Below are 23,297 nucleotides of genomic sequence, written 5' to 3'. Positions count from 1 at the left end.
GCTTCAGCGCTGCAGCAGCTCCGGATAGTGCCGCTCCGTGACGTCGGGGTGTGCGCGCATCCTGCCCTTGAGCATATTCATCCCGAACGAGGCCAACAGCGGGTTGGCGGGGTCGTCGGAAATTCCCCGTGCTTCAGCCTTCAGCTCGGGCGGCAGGGGGACGGGATCGATCACGGCATCAAGCCGGGGAGACCAGAAAAACGGGACGGAGTACCTGTCCACACCAGGGGGCGGCGCCTGCACCCGGTGGATGGTGGCCACCAGATAGCCTTCGGTGGCTACCTCCAGCATCTCGCCCAGGTTCACCACCAGGGCTCCCGGGATTGGCTCCACAGGCGCCCACCCGGTGGCCCCGGGCGGCAGGACCTCAAGCCCGCCTACATCGTCCTGCAGCAGGAGCGTAACGAAACCGTAGTCCGCATGCGAGCCCACACCCTGGTCACCTGCGGCCTCCACTACTCCGCCAACGTAGTGGACCAGCTTGCCCATCCAGGCCGGAGAACCCTGGAACGGCTCATCGAAATAGTTCTCCGGCAGCTTCAACGAGACGGCGATGGCGCGGAGCAGCTCCATGCCAACAGCGGACATCAGTTCCGCCCATTCCATGGCCGCCGGTTTGAGCTCCGGGAAGGAGTCCCCGGGCCAGAGGTTGGGGCCCTGGAGCAGCCAGTATGGCTTGTCCGCCGGATAGTCCGTGACCGGTTCCCGCTCGGGGGAATAGTCGATCTGCTCGCGGGCATCCGCCCGCCCCTGGGTCACCTCAGTACCCATCCTGGTGTAGCCGCGGAAATGGGGTGAAAGCCGGTTGTCCAGCTTCATTCTCTCGTTTAGCGGCAGGGCAAAAAACCGCCTGATAAGGTCCAGCAGGCGTTCAGGCTGGCCGGGCGCGGCGCCGTAGCCGGTGATCTGGAAGAAGCCCACATTGTGGGTGGCGTACCGAAGCTGCTCAATAAAGTGCGGGCTGAATGAACCGTCGTCCTGCCGTGCCCTGCCCAGGTCCAGAACAGGTATGGCCCCCTGATCGCGTGACATCCTCGCAGACTAGCACCGCAAGAGCAGGCTTTGTAGGCTTCCTGCATGGACCCTGCTGCACTGAGGAAAATCTGCCTCTCGTTTCCCGGCGCGTACGAGGATTACCCGTTCGGGCCGGAGACGGCCGTATACAAGGTCCGGGCAGATGTTGCCGGCGGTGCGCGGCATGAGGCCAAGCTCTTTGCCTTGTCCTCGATGGACTCCCAGGACTTTTACGTGAACCTCAAGTGTGAGCCCACCCTGGCTGCCCAGCTGCGCACGGTACACCCCGAAATTACCGGAGCGTGGCATATGAACAAGACGCATTGGAACGGCGTCCGCCTGGATGGCGGGCTGCCGGATGACATGGTCCGGGACATGGTGGAGGACTCCTACGACCTGGTGGTGGCAGGCCTCAGCCGGAAGCAGCAGGAGCAGCTTGGCTGGGCCCGCCTGGCAGGGGCAAGGGGAGAAAATCTGTGAGGACCAGGCGCATGGCAGATGGTGATTTGAACTACCCCGGCATCGGGGGCACGGAGCACGGTGCGGCGCCGGCGGGCTACGCGACTGTGCTGGAGGAGGTTCACCTCGGCAGCGGCATGAGCGCTTACCAGCAGGTGGCCGCCGGCATCCTTTCATGGGAGCTGCAGCGGCGTGCAGGCCTTCGGGTCCGCACTGATTCGCCGCGCGTGGTGCCCGGGGCGAGGGTGGTGAGCGGCTTCTGCGTCGGGCCCTTCCGGCTGGACGCGCCCTGCCAGGTGGTGTGGGCCCGCGAACCCCTGCCGGCGGGCATGCCTCAATCGGCCGGATTCGGGTACGGAGCGTTGCCCGGGCATCCGGCCCGGGGCGAAGAATCCTTCGAGGTGGAGATCAACGGAGGTGCCGAAGTTCTCCTTCGAATCCGGGCATTCAGCAAACCGGGCAGCTGGTTTTACGCCGCCGGCGGAGTGGTCACGCGGGCAGCGCAGCGCCACGTCACTTCCCGGTACATTGAAGGGGCACGCCAACTCGCCGCGGAAGGAAAATCCCCGTGATCTTTATCGTCGTTAAGTTCAAGGTCAAGCCCGAATGGTCGGAGCGCTGGCCTGCCTTGGTGGCCGACTTCACCCAGGCCACCCGGCAGGAGCCGGGCAACCTGTGGTTTGACTGGTCCCGCAGCCTGGAGGACCCGAACGAGTACGTCCTGGTGGAAGCGTTCAAGGACGACGCCGCAGGCGACCACGTCAACAGCGCACACTTTAAGCAGGCCATGGCGGACATGCCCCAGGCCCTCGCTGAGACTCCCCGGATCATCAGCCGCCAGCTCGACGGCGAGGGCTGGGACCAAATGGGCGAGCTCACCATCTAGCTCCATCGACTGCTCCGTGGAGGTCCTTTTGAGCCTCAGAACGGCAGTTACGGAGCAATGGATACGATAGGCGCATGTGGATCGGCTGGATCGAATTCGACATCCTCCTGGGCGACGTCCAAAGCCTTAAGGAGAAACGCTCCGTCATCAGGCCCCTGCTCGCTGACATCAAGCGCCGCTACGACGTCTCCGTCGCTGAGGTAGGGGACCACGACCAGTACCGGCGCTCACAGGTCGGCGCCGGCCTCGTGGCAGCGGACCGGGCGCACCTCGTGGAGGTGCTCGACGCCGTCGAACGCTTTGTGGCCGGACGGCCCGAAATCGAGCTCCTCAGCGCGAGGCAGCGGGACCACCACAGCGAGGACTAATTCCATCGATTGCTCCACAACGGCCCTTTTGACCTCCCAAAACGGCGGTTATGGAGCACTCGATGAGGGGTGTGGATAACTTCTGCGGCACCTGACGCAATTCTGTTCTGATGGTGCGATGAAGACAGCACGCCCCCTTCCGGAGGATCTCCAGGGCCGCCCGTTCACTGTTGCTGCAGCGGAACGCGCGGGAGTATCACCAAAACGATTGCGGCACCGGTCCCTGACCCGCCTCGGCAAGAGTATCCGGGTGCAGGGCCCGACGGCGATGCTTCCGTTGACCGTCAGGGTGCAGCCTTTCATCGAGGTTAACGAGCGATGCGCCGCATCACACCTCACCGCTGCTGAGCTCCTATCGCTCCCGCGGGTGCGAAAGCAAACAGCCGACATGCACCACATCATCCGCCCGGAAGGTGAAGCGCACCTGAACAGACCCCACGTGGTTGTGCACCGTATGAAACTCTACGAAGACGAGGTGACCACAAAGGACGGGGTCCCTGTGACCACTCCGGAGCGCACATGGCTTGATATGGCGGAATTGCTCTCTGTTGATGACCTTGTCGCCATGGGGGACAGTTGTGTCCGCGTTCCGCGCGCTGCTCTTGAAGGCAGGGGCATGCCTCTCTGCAGCCTTGCCGATCTTCAGCTAATGATCGACCGGCACAAGGGAAAACGTGGTTTGCGCAGGGCCAAGGAAGCCATCAAGCTCATCCGGGTGGGAAGCGATTCGCCACAGGAGACGCTCCTCCGGCTCGCTATCGTTCGCGCCGGGCTGCCAGAACCGGAGCTGAACGTGCCGATCATCACCGAGGACGGCACCAGGCATCACGAGCCGGACCTGTCCTATCGGAAGTATCGGATCGGGATCGAGTACGAGGGTGAACACCACGGCGAGGAGGGGCAAATTGTCCGGGACATCGCGCGATCGGAACGTTACTTAGCCTTGGGATGGACCGAAGTCCGGATCTCCAAGCGACACATGGTCAACGACGCGAAGCCGGCCGCGGCCAAAGTCCAGGTTGCGCTGGTCCAGGCCGGCTGGCGGCTGCGGCGATGAGCATCGATTGCTCCCCACCGGCTCCCGGCCTTCGCAAGCTCAGGCCGGGCCCCTCGCCGGTGTGGGCTCCGTAACTGCCGTTGTGTTGCGTCGAAAGGGCAGTTACGGAGCAATCGGTGGGTTTGCTCCGGTCCTTAGCCGAAGTACTTCGGCAGCGTCGCCTCGTGGGCTTCACGGAGGGCGTCCAGGGACAGGCCCGCCACACCGTTGATCTCCAGGGTGCCGCTGGCGGCGTCCACCACACCAATACGGGTGTGGGCGAAGCCGCGGGCGGTGCACATGTCCGTGAAGCGGACTTCCTCCGAGCGGGGGACGCCCACCACGGCACGGCCCTGGGACTCGGAGAAGAGTGCCGTGAACAGGTCCACGCCGTCCCGGTCCAGGATGTCCTGCAGGGCGATCCGGGCACCCACGCCGTAGCGCAGCGAGGACTCCACCAGGGCAGCCGCGAGGCCGCCCTCGGAAAGGTCGTGTGCGGAGTCGATCATGCCGTCGCGCGAGGCGTTGATCAGGATCTCGCCCAGTGCGCGCTCGGCGTCGAGGTCGACCTTGGGCGGCTGCCCGCCCAGGTGGCCGCGCATGTTGGCCCATTCGGAACCGTCCAGCTCTGCGGCGGTGGTGCCCAGCAGGTAGATGGCCTGCCCGTCCTCGCGCCAGCCCGACGGCGTGCGGCGGGCGACGTCGTCGAGCTTGCCCAGCACCGCCACCACGGGGGAGGGGTGGATCGGCGTGGTGCCGGTCTGGTTGTACAGGGAGACGTTGCCGCCGGTGACCGGAATGCCCAGCACCATGCAGGCGTCGGACAGGCCGCGGATGGCTTCGGCAAGCTGCCACATAACGTCCGGGTCCTCTGGGGAGCCGAAGTTCAGGCAGTCGCTGACGGCCATGGGGACGGCGCCGGAGGTGGCAACGTTCCGGTAGGCCTCGGCCAGCGCCAGCTGCGCACCGTGGTATGGATCGAGGTAGGTGTAGCGGCCGTTGGCGTCGGTAGCCAGGGCCACGCCCAAGCCGCTTTCCTCGTCAACGCGGACCACGCCGGCGTCATCGGGGAACGCCATGGAGGTGTTGCCGCCTACGTAGCGGTCGTACTGGTTGGTGATCCAGGACTTGGAGCACATGTTCGGTGATGCCACCAGTTCGGTGACGGCCTTGGCCAGTTCGGCCGGAGCGGAGGGGCGGCCTGCGTCCTGCACGGAGCCCGTGAAGGAGTCTGCTTGCACGGCGTCCTGCCACTCGGGACGGGCGAACGGGCGGTCGTAGACCGGGCCGTCGTGCGCCACGGTGCGGGGATCGACGTCGACAATCACCTCGCCTTCCCACGTGATGATAAGGCGGCCGCTGTCCGTCACCTCGCCCAGCCAGGCGTACTCGACTGCCCACTTGTCCATGACCGCCTCGAACGCTTCCACGTTCCCGGGCGTGACCACAGCCATCATGCGTTCCTGCGACTCGGACATCAGGATTTCGCCCGGGGTCAGCGTGGGGTCGCGCAGCAGCACGGAAGTCAGCTCAACCGCCATGCCGCCGTCGCCGTTGGATGCCAGTTCCGAGGTGGCGCAGGAGATGCCTGCGGCGCCCAGGTCCTGGATGCCTTCAACCAGTGAGCCCTTGAACAGTTCCAGGCAGCACTCGATCAGGACCTTCTCGGCGAACGGGTCGCCCACCTGGACGGCTGGACGCTTCGAAGGCTTGGTGTCGTCGAAGGACTCGGAAGCCAGCACCGAGGCGCCGCCGATGCCGTCACCGCCGGTGCGGGCACCGAACAGGACCACCTTGTTGCCCTTGCCGGAGGCGTTGGCCAGGCGGATGTCCTCGTGGCGCATGACGCCAACAGCGAGGGCGTTCACCAGCGGGTTGCCCTGGTACACGGCGTCGAACACCATTTCGCCGCCGATGTTCGGCAGGCCCAGGGAGTTGCCGTAGCCGCCGATGCCGGCAACGGCACCGTGCATCACGCGTGCGGTGTCCGGGTGGTCGATGGCGCCGAAGCGCAGCGGATCCATCACGGCCACCGGGCGGGCTCCCATGGAGATGATGTCGCGGACAATGCCGCCGATGCCGGTCGCGGCGCCCTGGTACGGCTCAACGAACGACGGCGAGTTGTGCGACTCGATCTTGAAGGTCACGGCCCAGCCGTCCCCCAGGTTGGTGACGCCGGCATTCTCGCCGATGCCCACCAGCATGTCCTTCTTCATCTCCGGCGTCACTTTTTCGCCGAACTGGCGCAGGTGGTTCTTGGAGGACTTGTAGGAGCAGTGCTCGCTCCACATCACGGAGTACATGGCGAGCTCGGCGCCGGTGGGGCGGCGGCCCAGGACCTTGACGATCTCGTCGAACTCGTTGCGCTTCAGGCCCAGTTCGGCCCAGGGCAGCTCGGTGTCCGGTGTCTTCGCGGCGTTTTCAACAGTGTCGATGTTGAACTTCTTGGTGGTGTCGATGCTCACTTGTCGCCTCCCACAATCTTGGTCAAAACGGAGGTGAAGAAACCCAGCCCGTCGGTGTCGGACCCGCCGACGCCGTCAAGCGATTCCGGGCCGAATCCGGCCTCCACGGCGTGTTCGGGGTGAGGCATGAGGCCTACAACGTTGCCGGCAGCGTTGGAGATGCCTGCGATGTCGCGGCGGGAGCCGTTGGGGTTGAACCCTACATAGCGGAACACCACGCGGCCCTCAGCCTCGAGCGCGTCCAGGGTCTTGTCGTCCGCGAGGTACTGGCCGTCCTGGTTCTTCAGCGGCACAGTGATTTCCTGGCCTGCCTGGTAGTCCAGGGTCCATGCAGTATTGCTGTTCTCGACGCGCAGGACCTGGTCGCGGCACATGAACTTCAGGTGGTCGTTCTTGATCATCGAACCGGGCAGCAGGTGCGACTCCGTGAGGATCTGGAAGCCGTTGCAGATGCCCAGCACGGGAAGCCTGGCCTCGCTGTTGGCGGCGTCGATGATCCTGGACATCAGCGGTGCGAAACGCGCGATGGCGCCGGCACGCAGGTAGTCGCCGTAGGAGAAACCGCCGGGAATCACGACGGCGTCCACGTCACCGAGCTCGGTGTCGGCATGCCAGAGCTCGACGGCGGTGCCGCCGGCCAGGCGGACGGCGCGGGAAGCGTCACGGTCATCGAGGGTCCCGGGAAAGGTGACCACGCCGATCCGTGCACCGGCGAGGCGGCGAGCACCTGGAGCGTCTGCGGCGACGGCGTTGGCCTCGCCGATCAGGGGAATTTCAGTCATCCTAGGCCTCGACGACCTCGACGTTGACGACGTCCTCGATCACGGGGTTGGACAGGAGGGTCTCTGCGGCATCGCGGGCCTGGGTCAGGATCTCCTCGGTCACCTCGCCGTCGACCGTCAGTTCAAAACGCTTGCCCTGGCGGACAGAGCTAAAGCTGGTGAAGCCCAGCCGGGGGAGGGCGCCGACGATAGCCTTCCCCTGCGGGTCCAGAATTTCGGGCTTGGGCATAACGTCAACAACGATCCGGGGCATCCGGTAACTCCTGTGCGTGAGCTTGGGTAAGGGCGCAGCGGAGAAGTGCCGTCTCACGCCGTACCGAAGGTGTTGGGACACACTTTGTTGAACCTTGTGGACGGGCGCTCCGCGAGCTTGCTAGTCCATTCTACCGGCCGGAGCGCCCCTCCCTGTATTCGGCGGATTCCGGCCACATGATGCACACACGGTCCCGGGCTTCAAAGGTGGCCGCAGGGAGTTGCGACGGGGTTCTGGAGTTGAGCCGTTGGTATCACTAGGATTGCTGAATGGCTGAGAAATCAAGATCCGTGCTGTTGCCCATGGTTGCCGCCGCAGTGTTCGCGGGGCTGGGGCGCATGGTGCTCCAGAAGATCAAAGCCGACCGGTTTGCCCGGGACAACCGGGTTGCGGGACCACTGGATGAAAAGACCAGGCAGTGGATCAGCGACGTGGTGCGCACCCCACGGTAGCAGCGCACGCGCGCACCCAATCCCAGCGTGCCAGGGCGCCCTGCGGGGCGCCCTTTTCCATGCCATCCTGCCCTGAGCGGGGCAGCGTGTGACTGGCAAATAATTCACGAATGTGCTCTATGTCATATTCAGCTATCAGTCTGTACTCTATGAATCGGCTGGTCTCACGGAATGACAAAACCTGTCATTCCGCGGTCCCAAGCCTATAGTTTCTGGCCCCCCATCTGGCTGGGCCGGTACATCGTGAAAGGGTTGCGCGTGAAATCAACTGGAAAGAGCCCTCTGCGGGCCGCGGGATTCCGGAAGGCCGCGGCGCTGGCCGTTGGTTTACCTCTTCTCCTCACCTCGATGGTCATGAGCCCCGCTACCGCGGCGCCGGCCGGACAAGGCCTGGCAATAGCTGCCAAAAAGGCCGCCTCTGCTGACTTCAAGGACGGCCGTTACATCGTTGTCCTGGCAGGCGCGGCGGCCGCGGGTTACGAAGGAGAAACCCCGGGCCTTGGCGCAACCAAGCCGCAGAACGGCCGGAAGCTCGATGCCGGAAGCCCCAATTACAAGGCCTACGACGCGCATCTCCGGAAGCGGCAAAGCGAGGTCGCCGCCAGCCAGGGCGTCACCCCCCGAAAACAGTTCACCGCTGCCCTCAACGGCTTCAGTGCCGAGCTGACAGCGGCGCAGGCGATGGAGCTGTCCAGGGACGACCGTGTCCTGGTGGTCGCGCCGGACACGGAGAACGCCCCGGACTACACCACCACTGACTTCCTCAAGCTGACCGGCCCCGACGGTGTCTGGGCGAAGCAATTCGGCGGCGAAGCCAACGCGGGCAAAGGGGTCGTGGTGGGGGTCATCGATTCCGGTTACGCCCCGGACAACCCGTTCCTGCAGGGCGGGCCTGTCCAGCCGCTGCGCGGTCCCGCGCAGGTCGGCGTGCCGTACCGGACCGCCGAGGGCCGCATCGCCATGCTCAAGGCCGACGGCACCACCTTCGTGGGCGAATGCCAAAAAGGGCAAGGGACGGGCGCCGCATTCGACGGCTCCCTGTGCAACTCGAAAGTCATTGGCGCCAGGTACTTTGCCGATTCCTTCCTGCAGTCCGTAGCCCCCGGAAACCGGGCGCCCCAAGAGCTCATCTCACCGGTCGACGTCGGAAGCCATGGCACGCACACCGCCACCACCGCGGCGGGCAACGCGAACGTTGAGCAGACGATCGACGGCTCCGGTTTCGGCAAGAGCTCCGGCGTTGCTCCCGCCGCAAAGGTCTCCGTCTATAAGGTCTGCTGGGAGGACACCAACCCGGATACCGGGGGCTGCTACTCTTCCGCTTCGGTGGACGCCGTGGAAGCCGCGATCAAGGACGGCGTGGATGTCCTGAACTACTCGATTTCGGGCAACAACAACAGCACCACCGATCCCGTGGCGCTGGCCTTCCTCAATGCTGCGGCGGCTGGTGTCTTTGTTTCTGCTTCCGCCGGCAACTCCGGCCCTGCCGTCTCCACGGTCAACCACGCCTCGCCGTGGCTGACCACGGTCGCTGCCTCCACCTTCCCGAGCGATTTGCTCGGCACCGTGAAGGTTTCCGATGGTTCCCTGTACCGCGGAGCTTCGATCATGAAGTCTGAAGTGGTTAACAAGCCGGTCGTTGTCGCCGCTGCTGCGGCAGCGGCGGGCGCTGCCAACCCGAACCTCTGCGGCCCGGGTTCCCTCGATGCGGCGAAGGTGGCAGGCAAGGTAGTGGTCTGCGACCGCGGCGTTGTGGACAGGACGGCCAAGAGCCAGGAAGTCCAGGACAAGGGCGGCGTCGGAATGATCCTGGTGAACCTTACCAACAGCTCCGAAGACGCGGACAACCACGTGCTCCCCACGGTCCACGTCAACGCCCCGAAGAGCCTGGAGCTGAAGTCCAAGCTGGAAGTCAATTCCGCTTTGACCGTCAGCCTGGTCAAGGGGGACCTCACCGGCGAGCCGCCGGCTCCGGCGCCGCAGGTCGCCGGTTTCTCCTCCCGGGGTCCAAGCCTTGCTTCCGGCGGCGACCTGCTGAAGCCTGACATCGCTGCACCGGGCGTGAATGTCCTCGCAGGTGTTTCCACCATCGGCAACAAAGGCGAGCAGTTCGGGTTCATGTCCGGGACATCGATGGCCGCACCGCACATCACCGGTTTCGGTGCGCTGGTGCTTAGCAAGCAGCCCAAGTGGACCCCTGCCATGGTCAAGTCGGCCATGATGACCACCGCCTACCTGCTGGTGCACGCTGATGGTTCAGCCAACACGGACCCCTTCCAGGGCGGCGCAGGCCACATTGACTCAACCCGCGTCCTGGATCCGGGCCTGGTCTACAACTCAGGCATCAAGGACTGGTTGGGCTTCCTCAACGGCCAGGGCGTTGACACGGGAGCTCCGCAGGCCGGCAGCATTGCTGCACGCGACCTGAACCTGCCGTCCATCGCACTGGGCAGCCTGGTGGGCGAAGTGCAGGTCAAGCGCCGGCTCACTGCCCTGGTACCCGGGATGTACCGTCCGGAAGTCAACATGCCGGGTTTCAACGTCCAGGTGGAGCCCAACGCGCTGAATTTCGCCAAGGCTGGCCAGACCCGAGAGGTCACCCTGACCATCCGGAACGAGAGCGCTCCGGTGGGCAAGTTCAGCACCGGCACCCTGACCTGGAAGGGCCCGCGCACTGTGAGCTCTCCCATCGCCATCCGGCCTGTTGATGCGCAGATCGCTCCGTCGTTCTCGTTCAGTTCGGCCACGGGCAGCGGCAGCGGAGTCATGGAGTTGGTGTCCGGCTCGGATAACCCCATCAAGGTAGGGGTGGAAGGCCTGGCGCCCTTGAGCCAGACAGCCATCACCAAAACTCCCGGTGAGTATGCACCGGCAAACGATGCGCACAACGCCCTGCTCCGCGTGACGGTGCCCACGGGCGCCTCATTCGCCCGGCTGGGTGTCCAGGCGCAATCGAACGACGTCGACTGGGACATGGTGGTTTACGCACCGAATGCTTCGGGTAGCCTGACGGCAACGCAGGTGGCCACAGCTTCCGCCAGTGAGTTCCTGGATCTGGAGGCGCCGCGGGCGGGCACGTACTACATTGTGGCCAACCTCTACTCCACGCCCGATAATGGGGCAGCCAGCGCGTCCGTGCAGGCGGTCACATTTGCAGGGGATGCAGGCAACCTCAAGGTGGAACCGAACCCGATTGTGGCTCCGAACGGCACCGCCACCTCGGCCACGCTGTCCTGGAGCGGCCTGTCCGAAGGTGCCTACCTTTCGCGCCTCAGCCTGGGCGAGAACGGCATCAGGACCTGGGTCAATGTCCAGGTGGGTGCCGCCTCTACTGCTCCTTCGGGGGCTCCGCAGGTGGCTCTCGCGGACGCAGTTCCCGCGGGCTAGCAGCCTCGCGTTCAGACAAACAGGATCCCCGGGCGGTTGAACCGCCCGGGGATCCTGTTTAACCCGGCTGCCTCGCCGGCAGGCGGTTGCGCTAAATGGCGCCGGAGGCTCCAGCAGCATTGCCCAGCAAAGGGGCCATGGTTTTCCAGCGCGAGATTTCACAGCCGTCTGTCCTCGTGAAGACCGCCTCAACTGCCCGCCCGTGGAAAGTTCCAGTCACCACGGCGACCTGTGGGCCGCCGTATTGCTGTGTGCACAGCTTCGGGGGCCCGGGCTTCGGGAAGAAGATGTCCTCGCCGTACCATTCCACCGCGGCCAGTGCCGCGGCGGGGTCCGGCAGTGTGCTTTCCGCCGAGGGGCCGTTGGCGTCAGCGACCAGGCGGAATTCGTGCTCGCCGGCCTCGGGGCTTTCCCGCAGCCTGATGGTCAGATCGATCATGCGGACACGCTCCCGGGCAGGGCGGCCAGTTCCTTGGCCAGCTTTTCACGGAGCCGGGCTGCCTCGGCTGCAAAGGACCGCTGCTGTTCAACGTAGGCGGCCTTGCCCTGGGGGGTTTCGATGCGGATGGCCGGGTAGCCCCACTCGGCCAGATCGTAGGGCGAGGCCTGCATATCCATGGTCCGGATCCGCCAGGACAGTTCAAAGCAATCCATGACCAGTTCGCTGGGCAGGGCAGGCAGGAGCTTGTACGCCCACTTATACAGATCCATGTTGGCGTGGAGGCAGCCCGGCTGTTCAAGGTGCCGCTGGGTGTCCCGGCTCGGCGCCAGTTCATTGAGGGGAATGGCATCCGGTGTGTAGAACCGGAAGGCGTCGAAGTGGCTGCAGCGTATCCGGTTGTCCTCCACCACCTTGTCCGTGCCTGCTGACCCGAGGCGCAGCTGCAGGTACTCGTGGCGCAGGTTGAACCGGTCCTGGTGGTAGACCATGGCCCACTCATGGAGGCCGAAGCAGCCAAACTGCGCAGGGCGGGCAGCAGTCCCGCGCAGGATGATCCCGGCGAAGGCGACGGCGTCCTTGCGGTCAGTGAGAAAGGCGTCCCGGTCCATCGTTACCGCCGTGCTGCCTGAAGGCAGCCCGAGGAAGGCAAGTTCGTCGTCGTCGAGCGTTCGGTAGTGCTTCCACCCGTAGCGGGCGGCAGCTTCCCGGCCTGCCAGGACGACGCCGGCGCCTGGGTGCCAGCGGCGGAGCTGGCCGGGTTTCTGGGTGTAGTAGGTGAAGAGGAAATCCTCCACCGGATGCTTGTGCCCTGCAGAGCGGCGCGCAAGGTAGGGATCCGCGTAGCGGCTGACGCGCTGCTGGTGGGCCTCCTCACGGGCCCGCCACTCGTCCGCCGCCAGGACCCTAAGCTGCTCCACCGGCTGCACCGAGGACATCCTTCGTGGCATCCCAGGCACTGATTTCGCAACCGTTGGTCCGGGCAAAGGCGGCATCAACAGGTACTCCATCCACCACGCCGGTGACGGTAGCTTCCTGGGGCCCGCCATACTGTTCGGTGCACACCTGGTCAGCTCGTTTCGGACCGGGACTCAGCAGTGCGGCGTTTTCCTTCAAGGCAGCGCAGGCGGCATCCGCAGTGGGATGGTTGCTTTCAGCCTCGGGCGCGCCATCGACGCAGACAAGGGTGTGATGGACCTCCGGCTCACCGGCCGAGGGTTTAATGGTGATGGCCAGTTCCGCGTTGCCCTGCCCAGGGCCGGATGACGGCGCGGCAGGCTCGGGTGCCGGTGCCGGCACGGAAGACTCGGCGTCAGGGTCCAGGCTGCCAGTGGGGGCCGGAGTGGCGGGCGTGGCTGGCGGTACAGAGGCAGAAACGGAAGCCGTTGGCGGTGTGGAGGGATCGCCGGTAGGAGTCCCCCCGCCCTCGTTCGGCGTGCAGGCAGGCAACAGGACAGCCGCGAACAACAACGCCGCGATGCGGACATATGGTTGGCTCCTGGACCAACGTGGGCGCGGCAGGACTTCTGGGAGCGTCAGCTGCTCTATGCCCCCGGGATGCACACTGTGCCAGTGCCGTGGCCTGTCTGTCATGATGCCATTCTACTGCCGCCGCCCTGCTGGCCGGCTAAGCCTGCTGGGTCTGGGACGTGGCTGCGATGAGCCCCATCATGGCCGTATGCAGCTCGCTGACCTGGCTTCGCGTCAGGCCCAGGCGTTCCATCATGGTGCCCGGCACCTTGAGCGCCTCCTGCCGAAGGGCTGCTCCTGCGGGAGTGAGGCCGACGGCGAGGGCGCGCTCGTTGCCGTCCACCCGCCGTCGCGAAATCAGGCCGGACACTTCAAGGCGCCGCAGCAAAGGCGAGATGGTGGCCGGCTCCTGCGCCAGGGCATCGCTGATGTTCCGTACTGTGCGCGGGCTGGACTCCCAGAGGCACAGCATGACCAAATACTGCGGGTGGGTGAGGTTCAACTTCTCGAGCACAGGTTTGTACGCTCCCACCACGCTGCGGGAGGCAACAGTCAGGGCAAAGCAGAGCTGGTGCTCGAGCAGCAGGTCGTTGTCCTGCGGGCTGTCCCCGCCGCCGGGCGCGGTACCGGCTGCGGGGGAAGTGCTGGATGCAGTGGTCATCGGAGCCTCCAATTGTTAGTGCGCTAACTATTAGCGTACACTGTTGCTAGGAAAAGCGGTCTCTGGAAGGAGCCAGTTCATGGGTAGGGCCAGTTCAGAAGGCAAGGAAAACGCGTCGCAGCGGTTCATGCGGGCCACCGGCAAGCTGCGTGCCATTTTCGGTCCCGCAAACCGTTCCTCCCTCATTCACGACATGACAGAGGAAAACCGGCGGCTCCTGGCCCAGCGCGAAGCTGAAACCCAGCAATGGGAGACCATTACGCGGCCTGACGGCAGCACCTATGTGGTGCCCAGGAATCCGGAAGACAAATCCCTCCGCTGACATGTGGGCCGCGGAGCCTTTTCAGGCACGCAGGCGTAAAATAAGGGCACTTGCTCCACGAGGAGCAGTGGCCTTATTTGAACGGCTCTTCTTTCCCCTGAGTGCGGAAAGGGGGTGGAAAACAGTGGCACATGTACTCCGCGGGTTCATGAACGCGACCGACAGGCTCCGCTTCTTCTTTGGACCGGCCACCCGCCTGGACACCAGCTTGCCCGTGGTGCACAAGCATGACGAGTATGAGCAGGCCTCGGAGGAGGAACTTACGCATTTTGTGGTGGAAACCGACACGGCCGGCCACCACTACGCCGTACGCCGCGAAGACGTGAAAGAGACCTGACTTCGGCCAGGCTGGACGGGATTGCCGCGGCTACTCCCGAAAAACACCTAAAAAATGCACTGGCTGGGGAAAAGATTCCCTGGCCAGTGCATTCCTGTATGAATTGGGGGAGCGGGTCAGCGGCCGGTGCCGCCGTACACTGTGGCTTCGTTCTCGCTGTCCAGTTCGAAGGCCTGGTGGATGACCCGCACGGCCTCGTCCAGCAGATCCGCGTGGGTCACAACCGAAATGCGGATTTCCGATGTGGAGATCATGTTGATGTTGATCCCCGCGGCCGAGAGTGCTTTGAAGAAGGTTGCGGAGACGCCCGGGTGGGAGCGCATGCCGGCGCCGATCAGGGAGAGCTTGCCGATCTGCTCGTTGTATTCGATGGTCTCGAAACCGATCTGGTCCTGCGCTGCATGAAGGGCCGCAAGGGCGTCGGCACCTTCCACGATGGGCAGGGTGAAGGAAATGTCCGTCCGGCCCGTGCCGTGCGTGGAAACGTTCTGCACGATCATGTCGATGTTCGAGTGGGCATCGGCGATGACCTGGAAGATCGCAGCCGCCTTGCCGGGGATGTCCGGAACGCCAACAACGGTGACCTTGGCTTCGGAACGGTCGTGTGCGACGCCGGAGATGATTGGCTGCTCCAAGGCAACTCCCTCTTGTGTGGTGATCTTGTCTTCAGCACTCGGGATGACCCAGGTGCCTTCGTGCTGGCTGAATGAGGAGCGGACGTGCAGCGGAACACCGAACCTGCGCGCGTACTCAACGCAGCGAAGGTGCAGAATTTTGGCTCCCGAGGCTGCGAGTTCAAGCATTTCCTCGCTGGAGATCGTGTCGATCTTCTGGGCTGAGGGGACAACGCGCGGATCGGCCGTGTAGATCCCGTCCACGTCCGTGTAGATCTCGCAGACGTCGGCTTCGAGTGCCGCTGCCAGCGCTACGGCAGTGGTGTCCGAACCGCCGCGGCCCAGGGTGGTGATCTCGTTCGTGGCCCGGCTCATGCCCTGGAAGCCCGCCACGATGGCGATGTTGCCCTTATCCAGGGCGGTGCGGATGCGGTGGGGGTCGACGTCGATGATCCTGGCCTTGCCGTGGATGCCGTCGGTGATCATGCCGGCCTGGGAACCGGTGAAGGACTGGGCGGAGGCACCCAGTTTGTTGATGGCCATGGCCAGCAGTGCCATTGAGATGCGCTCGCCGGCGGACAGCAGCATATCCATTTCGCGGGCAGGGGCAGAGTCGGTTACCTGGCCTGCGAGGTCCAGGAGTTCATCGGTGGTGTCACCCATGGCCGAGACCACAACAACCACCTCGTTGCCCGCTATCTGGGCGTCCACCACGCGCTTGGCCACCCGCTTGATGCCGTCCGCGTCAGCTACGGAGGAACCGCCGAACTTCTGCACAATCAGCTGTTGGGTTACGGCACCGCCGACCGGCAGCTCCTGCGGCTGCGTTGCGTTGTGCACTTCGGTAGTGGGCGTACTCATGCGCGTACCTTCACTGAATCAATTGGAGCCCGGCCAGACAGCCGTAAAGCTGTGTTGGCCCTGACGCGGGAAACTAATGCCGCTGTTGGCGCGACTTCTGGTCCCAGTTTATCGCCGAGCATGGCCGGGCGTTGAATTGTGACCGAATCTCAGCCCCTGGGAGGACCTGCGGGGAAGCCCCTCGGGCGTACGCTCAAACTGTCAAAATGCATTAAGAGACTGTGGGGGACAGGTGCGCAATAGATGGCGATGATTTCTGAGTTACCGGAGGCTGCGGACGGGCCGGAACCCGACGACGGCATCACGGCGCGGTCCGTGAGCCGCAGCTTCGGCGCGGTGCACGCCGTCGAGCATATGGACTTCCATGCGCCCGCCGGGAAGGTGACCGCGCTGATCGGTCCGAACGGGGCAGGCAAAACAACCCTGCTTCTGATGCTGGCATCACTGCTGGCGCCGGATGAGGGCAGCATCAGCGTGGGCGGGCTTGACCCGCGGCGCCACCGGGCAGAGGTGCGCAGCCGGCTGGGCTGGATGCCGGACACCCTGGGAGTGTGGGAGTCGCTGACCGCCCGGGAAATCCTCACCCAGATGGCCCGCTTCTACCGGCTCCCGGCGCAGGGCATCGGGCAGAGGGTCTCGGAGATGCTCGAACGGGTGCGGCTGGACGATCTGGCGGACCAGCCGGCGCGGGTGCTGTCCCGCGGGCAGCAGCAGCGGCTCAGCCTGGCCCGGGCACTGATTCACGACCCGTCCGTCCTGCTGCTCGACGAGCCCGCCTCGGGATTGGACCCGGGCTCGCGCGTGGAGCTGCGGATCATGCTCCGGCAGCTCGCGGCCGAGGGTAAGGCCGTGGTGGTCTCGTCCCACGTACTCAGCGAACTGGACGAGATCGCCGACGCTGCGGTGTTCGTCAACAAGGGCCGCACGGTCCGGCATCAAACCACCGAAGAAGCTGCCGCCGCGGGCCGCAGGTACGCCATCAGCGCCGCTGACCCAGCGGCACTTGCGGCCAAGCTGACGGAGCTCGGTTTGGTATTCCGCCGCGAAGACGGGCGGCGTCCGTCAATCAGCCTGTTGCTGGCAAACGACGGCGACGCCGAGCGGCTGCTGCGCGACCTGGTGCTGGCCGGCGTCCGGGTAACGTCCTTTGCCCCGGCCTCCGGCGCCCTGGAAGAGACATACATGAGCCTCGAGGGGGAGCGGCAATGAGCCACACGACAGAAAACCGGCAGCACATCGTCGGCTCAACGGGAGCCGGCGGCTACCTGGCCGGAGTCAGGGACGTGGTGGTCCTGGAGCTCAAGCAACGGCTGCGGTCCCGCGGCTGGTACATCATGCTGGCCATTTGGTTTGTCCTCACAGGACTGGTGACCTGGCTGACCTGGGCCAGCTGGAACGCCTCGCAGGCGGCCCAACGGGAATTCCCGGGCTACGTCCAGCCGCCTGAGTCGGGGCCCGGCTCGATGATCTTTGAGGTGGTCCTGGCCTTTGTCCTGCTGTTTGCCTTGCTCGTTGCCCCGGCGCTCTCCGCCAACGCGGTGAACGGTGACCGCGCCGGCGGCACGCTGGCCATCCTCCAGGTGACGCTGCTGCAGCCCGGCCAGATCCTCTGGGGCAAGTTTTTCGCAGCATGGGCCGCAGCCCTCGCGTTCCTGGTGGCGAGCACCCCGTTCCTGGTGATCGGGGTGGCGCTGGGCGGAATGACTCCCGGCCATGTGCTGGTGGCCCTGCTGATGCTGGCGCTTGAGGTGGGTGTTGTGTGTGCCATCGGTGTTGGCATCTCAGCGCTAGCCGGCAGGCCGCTGTTCTCCATCGTGGTCACGTACCTGGCAGTGGCCGGGCTGGCAATCGGCACACTGATCGCCTTCGGGCTGGGCACGGGGCTTACCCAGGGCACAATCATGGCGAACCAGGCTCAGTACCGCTCGTTCGAGCCCCCCAGCAACGGGCCGGTGGAACCCGGATACACCTGCTCAGGGCCATTGCAGGAACAGAGTATTATGCGCACCGAACGGGTAGCCTGGCTGCTGGCAATGAACCCGTACGTGGTGGTGGCTGACGCCATCCCCTATCCCGACCGCACGGGTCAGGAGGGTTTCCGCTCTGTAGGGGCGATCGAAAGCATCAGTCAGGGAGCCCGGAACGCGCTTGCCGGTCCCGAAGGTACCTATCCGTGCGCCAACGGGGAGGTCAAGCCGCAGTATCTGGCGCAGTCCACGCCGCTGTGGCCGCTGGGCCTAGGCCTGCAACTCCTACTGGCAGCGCTGCTGATGTGGCTGGGCTGGCGTTCACTCCGCACGCCTGCCCACCGGCTGGCACGGGGAACGCGTATCGCCTAGTGATGACTCCGGACAGGCCCGGCCCGCTGGACAGGGCCGGGTCAGTCCTGCGGGCTGTCCAGCCGGAACATCAGTAGGGGGAAGCCCTTGCCGGCCGTGTCCTGGTCGGTAGGGACGCCGGGGTCCAGCCGGAACCCAAGGCTTTGCAGGAGCCGGATGGAGGGACTGTTGGGTTCGTAGACTGCGGCGATAACGGTGCTGACCCCGCACTGCGTGAAGAGCCACGCCACCAGCGCCGCCGCAGCCTCACGGCCGTACCCGTGGTGCTGGTGGTCGGGATGCAGGACATACGCCATCAAGGGGACCGTGCGAGAGGAACTGGGTGGCTCCAGGGTCGCCCCTGTACCTATGACTGGCGTCCTCGTCCCCACCATCAACCAGCCGCAGGACAAGCCGCTCGGTGACCAGAGGTGCGACCTCTCCCGCGGCCATCGAATGCCAAAATCTCAGGTCAGGGCGTTGCGGCGGCCCTCGAAAGCCCGCCCCAACGTGACCTCGTCTGCGTATTCGAGGTCGCCGCCCACGGGCAGCCCGGACGCCAGCCTGGTCACGGTGATCCCGATGGTCTTCAGCATGCGGGCCAGGTACGTGGCTGTCGCTTCACCCTCCAGGTTGGGGTCCGTGGCGATGATGACTTCCTGGATGGCGCCGTCGTTCAGCCGCGTGAGCAGTTCCCGGATCCGCAACTGCTCCGGGCCGATACCGGCGATGGGATTAATGGCCCCACCCAGCACGTGGTACCTGCCCCGGAACGAACGGGTGCGCTCCACGGCGAGGACGTCCTTCGATTCCTCCACCACGCAGATTACCGCCGGATCGCGCCGGGGATCACGGCAGATGTTGCATTGTTCCTGCTCAGTGACGTTGCCGCAGACGGTGCAGAACTTGACGCGTTCCTTGACGGAGGTGATGGCCTCCACCAGTCGCTTCATGTCCTGGGGGTCCGCTTCAAGGATGTGGAACGCCAGCCGCTGTGCGGATTTCGGGCCCACGCCGGGAAGGCGTCCGAGCTCGTCAATCAGCTCTTGGACAGCACCTTCGTACACGTTTTTCCTCTTTAGCTAGGGGTGGACAGTGGTTGGATCAATAGCGGGGTGTAACGGTGCTGCCGTCGAGGGAACGCTCTTCGATCAGCTTCCCGCCGAGGATACGTTCCACCGCTGCGCGACCGAACACCCCGGATTCCTCAATGGTCTCATCGTCGGCGCTGGGGATGTCCTGTACGTAGGTGGCCGCTGCAGGAACCGCGCGGGCAGGAGCCTTTGCCCGGCCCGCCTCGGCCTCCGGACTGTTGGACAGGCGCTGGTAGAGGCTCTGCCGGGTGTTCGCCGCCGCAGCCGAATCGGTAGAACCAGGCGAAGTTGCAGGGGAACTGTGGGCGGGCACCGCAGGAGCAGGGGGTGCCGCTACAGCAGCAGTGTGGGCAGCCGCCGCTGCAGGTGCGGCTGACGCCATGGCGTACTCGCGTGCCGGCACTCGAGCGGAACCTGAGGGAGTGGTCGCCGAGGGCGCTGCGCCAGCGGGAACCGTGCCGCCTGTTGGGACCGTGCAGCCCGCGGGAACGGGGCTTGGGGGGACAGGTTCCGCAACGGTGGCCCGAGTACTCGCCTTTGCAGGCGAGGCTGCAGTTGGAGCCAAACCCCATTCGGCGTCAATGGAAGAGCCGGCTTTTGTAACAGGGATGGAAGGCGGAACCTGGGAAGCAGCGGGTTCGTAGTGTGTGGCTGAGGGGGCCGCGACCGCTTCCTTCTCGGGCAACACGGCAGGTGCGTTCCTGCCCACGTTGCTGGATTCCCCAACAACCCAAACCCCAGGTGCCTGCTCAACGGCGCGGGTCCATGGGTCGGGAGCGTCCAGGCCTGGGGCAGCGGCAGTTGGAGTCGTGGCAACCGAGGTTCGGTTGGAGGCCGGGGTGCCGGGCTGTGTGCCCTGTTGGGCTGGGCCGGCTGCGGCGGTGGTGCCGCCCGCGGCGGTAGCCGGAGCGGAACGGTTGCCGGAGCGCGCGGAAGGGTCCCAGTCCATGGGAGGTTCCTCTTCCAGCGGGGGTGCGTCCTCGTCCCGGGGAGGTCCCCAGTCATCGTCCGAGTAGGAGTAGTCTGCTCCTGCGCCGCCGTAAGGGTCTCCCTGAGCCGAAGAAGCCGGCGAAGGGACCGGCGAAGGCGGAGCCTGGGAAGAGCCGCCGGCCGCCACCTGTAGGGCGGGAGACGGGTCAGCAGCGTGTTCGGGCCTAGTCTTGGCTGGGTCAGCGACGGGTGCAGGCCTCTCCTGGGCGGGGCCGCCTGCTACACCGGACCCAGTGTGGGAAGGACCGTTGCCGGCAGCGGGCTGACCAGGGCCGGCTGTGTGAGGCCCGGCAGAAGACGAGGCACTGCGCCTGTGCGGGAATTCGGCCTCCTCCGCTGTGCCCTGGGACTGGCCTTGGGCAGAACCGGCAGTAGCGGAAGGTTCGGGTGCATCCAGTGCCGGGGACGGCACAGCGGGTGCCAGTCCCCAGGCAACATCGGCTGAAGTGGCCGTGGCAGTTGACGTTGCCGGATTAGTGGCAGGTGCCGGGGCAGGCCGGCTAGCGGGTGCTTTTGGGTTTGGCTCAGAGCTCGTCCGGCCGGAGTTTCCGCCTGCCACCGCGTTGATCTGGCAGTCGATGCCCACAGTCTTATGGATCGCCTGGCGCAGGTTTTCGGAATGGTCTGCCCGACCAAAAGCGCCGGCGAGTCCGGATGTGGCGAACGAAAGCGTGACGGTCTGGCCGTCGAACGCACTGACCTGTGCATTCGGTTCAACGAGTGCCCAGGTGCTGCGCTTGATCTTGGACAGCGTCTGCAGGACATCCGGCCACGCCCGGCGCAGCACTTCCACATCACCCATGGCCGCAGGGGCTGCGGCAGGAGCGGATCCAGCGGCGGCCGGTTCGGGCCCGGCAGCAGCAGGGGCGGTCTGGGCAGCCGGAACCGGAGCCTGGCCGGTACCTGGTTTCGGCGTCCCGCCCAACGGGCTTGCTGTCGAGCCTTCCGCGGGACCTGGGGCGGGGCGGGCCAGGGCGGGACGGGAGTCCGCACGGGCGGCGCGGGAATCGGCGGAGGCCTCGACCGGCCAGTCGCTGGTGCTCACCCGGGGAGCGGTCAGGGGAGCACGACTGTCCGCCCCGGCCGTGCTGGCTGTTGCCGCAGGGGCCGGCGATTGCGCACGTGCCGGTTCCGGAGCGGCGGCAGCAGTTTCCTGGCTTGATGGCCGGGCGGCGGGGGACTGCGAGGCCGCTGGCGCCGGCTGTGCGGATTCGGCTGGTTCCGCAACCGCCCGCGCGGGTGTGGCCGGCTCAGGAGCTGCCTGCGTGATAGCAGGGTGCCCGGCTGATGCAGGTGGGGCTGCGGCGGCGGGAGCGCTGACGTCGTTCCCTGCGTAGTTCAGCCGCCGTTCTACACGGTCTATCCGTGCAGCCATGCCGCGCTCGTTCTGCTCCGAACTGGGGAGCAGAATCCGTGCGCAAAGGAGTTCCAGGTGCAGCCGCGGGGAAGTGGCGCCGGTCATCTCGGTAAGGGCAGTGTTGGTGACGTCGGCGGCGCGGGACAGCTCCGCGGCGCCGAGGTTGTGCGCCTGGTTCTTTAGCCGCGCAATCTGGTCAGCCGGCATGCCACGAAGAATGGTCTGGGCGCTTTCGGGCATGGCCTGGACGATGATGAGGTCGCGGAAACGCTCCAGCAGGTCCTCGACAAAGCGGCGCGGGTCATGGCCGGTCTGGATGACCCTGTCCACGGCGCGGAAAACGGTGGCGGAGTCCGACGCGGCGACGGCCTCAACAACATCGTCCAGCAATGACGCATGGGTGTAGCCGAGCAGCGCCACGGCCAGTTCGTAGTCCAGTCCGTTGGGGCCGGCACCCGCCATCAGCTGGTCCAGGACGGACAGCGAGTCGCGGACGGAGCCGCCCCCTGCGCGGATCACCAGTGACAGCACGCCGGGAGCAACCGGAACGTTCTCCTGGTTGCAGAGGAGTTCCAGGTAGGCCATCAGTGGCTCCGGCGGCACCAGCCGGAAAGGGTAATGGTGCGTCCGCGAGCGGATGGTGCCGATGACCTTGTCCGGCTCGGTGGTGGCGAAGATGAACTTGATGTGTTCCGGGGGTTCTTCGACGATTTTCAGCAGGGCGTTGAACCCGGCGGAGGTGACCATGTGGGCTTCATCGATGATGAAGATTTTGTAGCGGTCACGGACAGGGGCGTACGTGGCGCGCTCGCGCAGGTCCCGGGCATCGTCCACGCCGCCGTGGCTGGCGGCGTCAATTTCGATGACATCGAGGGATCCGGAGCCGCCGCGGGCGAGCTCGACGCAACTGGGGCAGGTGCCGCAAGGGGTGTCGGTAGGGCCCTGGGCGCAGTTCAGGCAACGGGCCAGAATTCGGGCGGAAGTGGTTTTGCCGCAGCCCCTGGGACCCGAAAAAAGGTAGGCGTGATTGACCCGGTTCTTCCGCAAAGCCGTCATAAGCGGCTCGGTGACATGTTCCTGCCCGATAACGTCAGCGAACGAGTCTGGACGGTATCTGCGGTAGAGGGCGGTAGTAACTGTCACAGAGAAAACCCTACCAATCCGGGCTGACAGTATGCCGCCCTGTGGGGGAATAGTAAAGACCCCCCATGCACCCGCCAGAGCCCATTTACCCTTGCTACCTTCCGGTCCTGGGGGAGTTCAACAGGATGACGCCACATGAGGGGCCGCGAGTTACTTTACCCGAAGTTCAGGCCTGACTCGAATCGGCCTCCGACTGCCTCCAGCCCTCAACCCGCCAGCTCATAAACGCCGGTTCCTCGTAAGGGTGGGCGGCCCGCAAGGCAGCCACCACTGCCGAAAGCGCGTGCCGTTCAACCACGCACTCAATCCTGTCCTCCGACACTTCCTCCGGTGCTCCCACCCGCCCACGGTAGGGAGTGGCGCCGTCGTGGGCAGTAAAGCGGCCAGTTCCAGGGGTGACAAACGAGCAGTGGGAGTAGTTGCCGATCCAGCCCGCCCCGGCGTCGCCGATGGCCTTCAGGACCGGTTCCGTGTGGGTCCGGGGAACGTAAACCACCAGGGCATGCAGCTCAGTCATGCTTCCCATCGTGCCGGAAGACCCCCTAATTGAATGCAAATCCATTGCTTATCCCCCTGCCACCCACGATCA

24 protein-coding genes and 1 other RNA gene are annotated in these 23,297 nt (G+C 65.4%); 11 read left to right on the top strand and 14 right to left on the bottom strand.

All coding sequences use genetic code 11. The features are described from left to right. Nucleotides 1-3: 3 nt before the first annotated feature. Nucleotides 4-1,032: an isopenicillin N synthase family oxygenase gene (locus QFZ70_RS15140; protein WP_307096770.1), complete on the bottom strand. Its 1,029-nt coding sequence runs from the start codon at nt 1,030-1,032 to the stop codon at nt 4-6. A gap of 45 nt (nt 1,033-1,077) precedes the next feature. Between QFZ70_RS15140 and QFZ70_RS15135 the strand changes: the two genes are divergently transcribed. The 5 genes from QFZ70_RS15135 to QFZ70_RS15115 all read left to right on the top strand — a co-directional run bounded on the left by QFZ70_RS15135 (nt 1,078) and on the right by QFZ70_RS15115 (nt 3,784). Beyond that, on the top strand, nt 1,078-1,494 hold the full coding sequence (locus QFZ70_RS15135; RefSeq protein WP_307096769.1) for an MmcQ/YjbR family DNA-binding protein: 417 nt from the start codon (nt 1,078-1,080) through the stop codon (nt 1,492-1,494). Between the two features lie 11 nt (nt 1,495-1,505). Then, on the top strand, nt 1,506-2,045 hold the full coding sequence (locus QFZ70_RS15130) for a DUF1990 family protein (protein WP_307096768.1): 540 nt from the start codon (nt 1,506-1,508) through the stop codon (nt 2,043-2,045). Continuing rightward, nucleotides 2,042-2,359, top strand: a complete 318-nt coding sequence (locus tag QFZ70_RS15125) for a putative quinol monooxygenase (protein WP_307096765.1) — start codon at nt 2,042-2,044, stop codon at nt 2,357-2,359. Before QFZ70_RS15130 ends, QFZ70_RS15125 begins: the two co-directional genes overlap by 4 nt. Before the next feature lie 74 nt (nt 2,360-2,433). Next, complete coding sequence (locus QFZ70_RS15120; RefSeq protein WP_307096763.1) at nt 2,434-2,727, top strand: DUF503 domain-containing protein; 294 nt, start codon at nt 2,434-2,436, stop codon at nt 2,725-2,727. A 118-nt stretch (nt 2,728-2,845) separates the two neighbouring features. Next, entirely contained in the window at nt 2,846-3,784 is a 939-nt protein-coding gene (locus QFZ70_RS15115; protein ID WP_307096762.1) for a hypothetical protein, read from the top strand. Between the two features lie 134 nt (nt 3,785-3,918). Here the strand turns inward: QFZ70_RS15115 and purL are convergent, their stop codons facing one another. From purL to purS, 3 genes are read right to left on the bottom strand one after another with little or no spacing between them, the layout of a single operon-like run. Further along, nucleotides 3,919-6,228, bottom strand: a complete 2,310-nt coding sequence (gene purL, locus QFZ70_RS15110) for a phosphoribosylformylglycinamidine synthase subunit PurL (protein WP_307096760.1) — start codon at nt 6,226-6,228, stop codon at nt 3,919-3,921. Continuing rightward, nucleotides 6,225-7,010 carry a phosphoribosylformylglycinamidine synthase subunit PurQ gene (gene purQ / locus QFZ70_RS15105; RefSeq protein WP_307096758.1) on the bottom strand — a complete coding sequence of 262 codons (786 nt, stop codon included), beginning with the start codon at nt 7,008-7,010 and terminating at the stop codon, nt 6,225-6,227. Before purQ ends, purL begins: the two co-directional genes overlap by 4 nt. 1 nt (nt 7,011) lies before the next feature. Then, nucleotides 7,012-7,263 carry a phosphoribosylformylglycinamidine synthase subunit PurS gene (gene purS, locus QFZ70_RS15100; RefSeq protein WP_307096757.1) on the bottom strand — a complete coding sequence of 84 codons (252 nt, stop codon included), beginning with the start codon at nt 7,261-7,263 and terminating at the stop codon, nt 7,012-7,014. Between the two features lie 269 nt (nt 7,264-7,532). Here purS and QFZ70_RS15095 point away from each other — a divergent pair, with 269 nt between their 5' ends. Both QFZ70_RS15095 and QFZ70_RS15090 read left to right on the top strand, forming a co-directional pair. Continuing rightward, a complete protein-coding gene (locus QFZ70_RS15095) occupies nt 7,533-7,715 on the top strand; it encodes a hypothetical protein (RefSeq protein WP_307096755.1) in 183 nt (60 codons plus the stop codon). A gap of 348 nt (nt 7,716-8,063) precedes the next feature. Beyond that, nucleotides 8,064-11,102: a S8 family serine peptidase gene (locus tag QFZ70_RS15090; protein WP_373461684.1), complete on the top strand. Its 3,039-nt coding sequence runs from the start codon at nt 8,064-8,066 to the stop codon at nt 11,100-11,102. A 91-nt stretch (nt 11,103-11,193) separates the two neighbouring features. Here QFZ70_RS15090 and QFZ70_RS15085 read toward each other — a convergent pair whose 3' ends face one another. Genes QFZ70_RS15085 through QFZ70_RS15070 form a run of 4 tightly spaced genes read right to left on the bottom strand, consistent with a single transcriptional unit; the run spans nt 11,194 to nt 13,672 of the window. After that, a complete protein-coding gene (locus QFZ70_RS15085) occupies nt 11,194-11,541 on the bottom strand; it encodes a serine protease inhibitor (RefSeq protein ID WP_307096751.1) in 348 nt (115 codons plus the stop codon). Continuing rightward, on the bottom strand, nt 11,538-12,479 hold the full coding sequence (locus QFZ70_RS15080) for a 3-methyladenine DNA glycosylase (protein ID WP_307096749.1): 942 nt from the start codon (nt 12,477-12,479) through the stop codon (nt 11,538-11,540). Before QFZ70_RS15080 ends, QFZ70_RS15085 begins: the two co-directional genes overlap by 4 nt. Next, the gene (locus tag QFZ70_RS15075) at nt 12,448-13,134 is read right to left on the bottom strand and encodes an SSI family serine proteinase inhibitor (RefSeq protein ID WP_307096748.1); all 687 of its coding nucleotides are present in this window, start codon (nt 13,132-13,134) and stop codon (nt 12,448-12,450) included. Before QFZ70_RS15075 ends, QFZ70_RS15080 begins: the two co-directional genes overlap by 32 nt. A 34-nt stretch (nt 13,135-13,168) precedes the next feature. Further along, complete coding sequence (locus tag QFZ70_RS15070) at nt 13,169-13,672, bottom strand: MarR family winged helix-turn-helix transcriptional regulator (RefSeq protein ID WP_307096746.1); 504 nt, start codon at nt 13,670-13,672, stop codon at nt 13,169-13,171. Nucleotides 13,673-13,751: 79 nt separating this feature from the next. On the opposite strand from QFZ70_RS15070, the gene QFZ70_RS15065 reads away from it, so the two are divergent. After that, entirely contained in the window at nt 13,752-13,994 is a 243-nt protein-coding gene (locus tag QFZ70_RS15065; protein WP_307096744.1) for a hypothetical protein, read from the top strand. 148 nt (nt 13,995-14,142) lie between these two features. Continuing rightward, on the top strand, nt 14,143-14,331 hold the full coding sequence (locus QFZ70_RS15060) for a hypothetical protein (protein ID WP_373461598.1): 189 nt from the start codon (nt 14,143-14,145) through the stop codon (nt 14,329-14,331). A gap of 116 nt (nt 14,332-14,447) precedes the next feature. On the opposite strand, the gene QFZ70_RS15055 is transcribed toward QFZ70_RS15060, so the two are convergent. Then, nucleotides 14,448-15,806, bottom strand: coding sequence for an aspartate kinase (locus QFZ70_RS15055; protein ID WP_307096742.1), 1,359 nt, complete (start codon nt 15,804-15,806; stop codon nt 14,448-14,450). Between the two features lie 243 nt (nt 15,807-16,049). Between QFZ70_RS15055 and QFZ70_RS15050 the strand changes: the two genes are divergently transcribed. Both QFZ70_RS15050 and QFZ70_RS15045 read left to right on the top strand, forming a co-directional pair. Further along, entirely contained in the window at nt 16,050-17,015 is a 966-nt protein-coding gene (locus QFZ70_RS15050) for an ABC transporter ATP-binding protein (RefSeq protein ID WP_307096741.1), read from the top strand. After that, nucleotides 17,012-18,145, top strand: coding sequence for an ABC transporter permease (locus tag QFZ70_RS15045; protein ID WP_307096740.1), 1,134 nt, complete (start codon nt 17,012-17,014; stop codon nt 18,143-18,145). The genes QFZ70_RS15050 and QFZ70_RS15045 overlap by 4 nt, the downstream gene beginning before the upstream one ends. A 41-nt stretch (nt 18,146-18,186) precedes the next feature. Here the strand turns inward: QFZ70_RS15045 and QFZ70_RS15040 are convergent, their stop codons facing one another. The 5 genes from QFZ70_RS15040 to QFZ70_RS15020 form a co-directional block, all read right to left on the bottom strand. Continuing rightward, nucleotides 18,187-18,582 (bottom strand): GNAT family N-acetyltransferase, encoded by a 396-nt coding sequence (locus tag QFZ70_RS15040; protein WP_307097896.1) that lies wholly within the window; start codon nt 18,580-18,582, stop codon nt 18,187-18,189. Nucleotides 18,583-18,591: 9 nt separating this feature from the next. Continuing rightward, nucleotides 18,592-19,191 carry a recombination mediator RecR gene (recR, locus tag QFZ70_RS15035; protein ID WP_256249526.1) on the bottom strand — a complete coding sequence of 200 codons (600 nt, stop codon included), beginning with the start codon at nt 19,189-19,191 and terminating at the stop codon, nt 18,592-18,594. Between the two features lie 37 nt (nt 19,192-19,228). After that, nucleotides 19,229-22,708 (bottom strand): DNA polymerase III subunit gamma and tau, encoded by a 3,480-nt coding sequence (locus tag QFZ70_RS15030; protein ID WP_307096739.1) that lies wholly within the window; start codon nt 22,706-22,708, stop codon nt 19,229-19,231. Between the two features lie 51 nt (nt 22,709-22,759). Beyond that, nucleotides 22,760-22,856, bottom strand: an RNA gene (gene ffs / locus QFZ70_RS15025) — signal recognition particle sRNA small type. A gap of 18 nt (nt 22,857-22,874) precedes the next feature. Beyond that, entirely contained in the window at nt 22,875-23,225 is a 351-nt protein-coding gene (locus QFZ70_RS15020) for a hypothetical protein (RefSeq protein WP_307096737.1), read from the bottom strand. Between the last annotated feature and the right edge of the window lie 72 nt (nt 23,226-23,297).

It is taken from the genome of Arthrobacter sp. V1I9 (genome assembly GCF_030817075.1).
Taxonomy (GTDB): domain Bacteria; phylum Actinomycetota; class Actinomycetes; order Actinomycetales; family Micrococcaceae; genus Arthrobacter.
This window is presented reverse-complemented; position numbering and strand designations above follow the sequence as displayed.

What these genes read in the sequence shown, in the direction of transcription:
- QFZ70_RS15080 (WP_307096749.1), bottom strand. Translation starts at nt 12,479, where the DNA reads ATGTCCTCGGTGCAGCCGGTGGAGCAGCTTAGGGTCCTGGCGGCGGAC.
- QFZ70_RS15130 (WP_307096768.1), top strand. Translation starts at nt 1,506, where the DNA reads ATGGCAGATGGTGATTTGAACTACCCCGGCATCGGGGGCACGGAGCAC.
- QFZ70_RS15140 (WP_307096770.1), bottom strand. Translation starts at nt 1,032, where the DNA reads ATGTCACGCGATCAGGGGGCCATACCTGTTCTGGACCTGGGCAGGGCA.
- QFZ70_RS15020 (WP_307096737.1), bottom strand. Translation starts at nt 23,225, where the DNA reads ATGACTGAGCTGCATGCCCTGGTGGTTTACGTTCCCCGGACCCACACG.
- QFZ70_RS15045 (WP_307096740.1), top strand. Translation starts at nt 17,012, where the DNA reads ATGAGCCACACGACAGAAAACCGGCAGCACATCGTCGGCTCAACGGGA.
- QFZ70_RS15065 (WP_307096744.1), top strand. Translation starts at nt 13,752, where the DNA reads ATGGGTAGGGCCAGTTCAGAAGGCAAGGAAAACGCGTCGCAGCGGTTC.
- QFZ70_RS15115 (WP_307096762.1), top strand. Translation starts at nt 2,846, where the DNA reads ATGAAGACAGCACGCCCCCTTCCGGAGGATCTCCAGGGCCGCCCGTTC.
- QFZ70_RS15095 (WP_307096755.1), top strand. Translation starts at nt 7,533, where the DNA reads ATGGCTGAGAAATCAAGATCCGTGCTGTTGCCCATGGTTGCCGCCGCA.
- QFZ70_RS15090 (WP_373461684.1), top strand. Translation starts at nt 8,064, where the DNA reads ATGGTCATGAGCCCCGCTACCGCGGCGCCGGCCGGACAAGGCCTGGCA.
- QFZ70_RS15050 (WP_307096741.1), top strand. Translation starts at nt 16,050, where the DNA reads ATGGCGATGATTTCTGAGTTACCGGAGGCTGCGGACGGGCCGGAACCC.
- QFZ70_RS15135 (WP_307096769.1), top strand. Translation starts at nt 1,078, where the DNA reads ATGGACCCTGCTGCACTGAGGAAAATCTGCCTCTCGTTTCCCGGCGCG.
- QFZ70_RS15085 (WP_307096751.1), bottom strand. Translation starts at nt 11,541, where the DNA reads ATGATCGATCTGACCATCAGGCTGCGGGAAAGCCCCGAGGCCGGCGAG.
- QFZ70_RS15070 (WP_307096746.1), bottom strand. Translation starts at nt 13,672, where the DNA reads ATGACCACTGCATCCAGCACTTCCCCCGCAGCCGGTACCGCGCCCGGC.
- purQ (WP_307096758.1), bottom strand. Translation starts at nt 7,010, where the DNA reads ATGACTGAAATTCCCCTGATCGGCGAGGCCAACGCCGTCGCCGCAGAC.
- purS (WP_307096757.1), bottom strand. Translation starts at nt 7,263, where the DNA reads ATGCCCCGGATCGTTGTTGACGTTATGCCCAAGCCCGAAATTCTGGAC.
- QFZ70_RS15075 (WP_307096748.1), bottom strand. Translation starts at nt 13,134, where the DNA reads ATGACAGACAGGCCACGGCACTGGCACAGTGTGCATCCCGGGGGCATA.
- QFZ70_RS15120 (WP_307096763.1), top strand. Translation starts at nt 2,434, where the DNA reads ATGTGGATCGGCTGGATCGAATTCGACATCCTCCTGGGCGACGTCCAA.
- QFZ70_RS15060 (WP_373461598.1), top strand. Translation starts at nt 14,143, where the DNA reads ATGAACGCGACCGACAGGCTCCGCTTCTTCTTTGGACCGGCCACCCGC.
- QFZ70_RS15055 (WP_307096742.1), bottom strand. Translation starts at nt 15,806, where the DNA reads ATGAGTACGCCCACTACCGAAGTGCACAACGCAACGCAGCCGCAGGAG.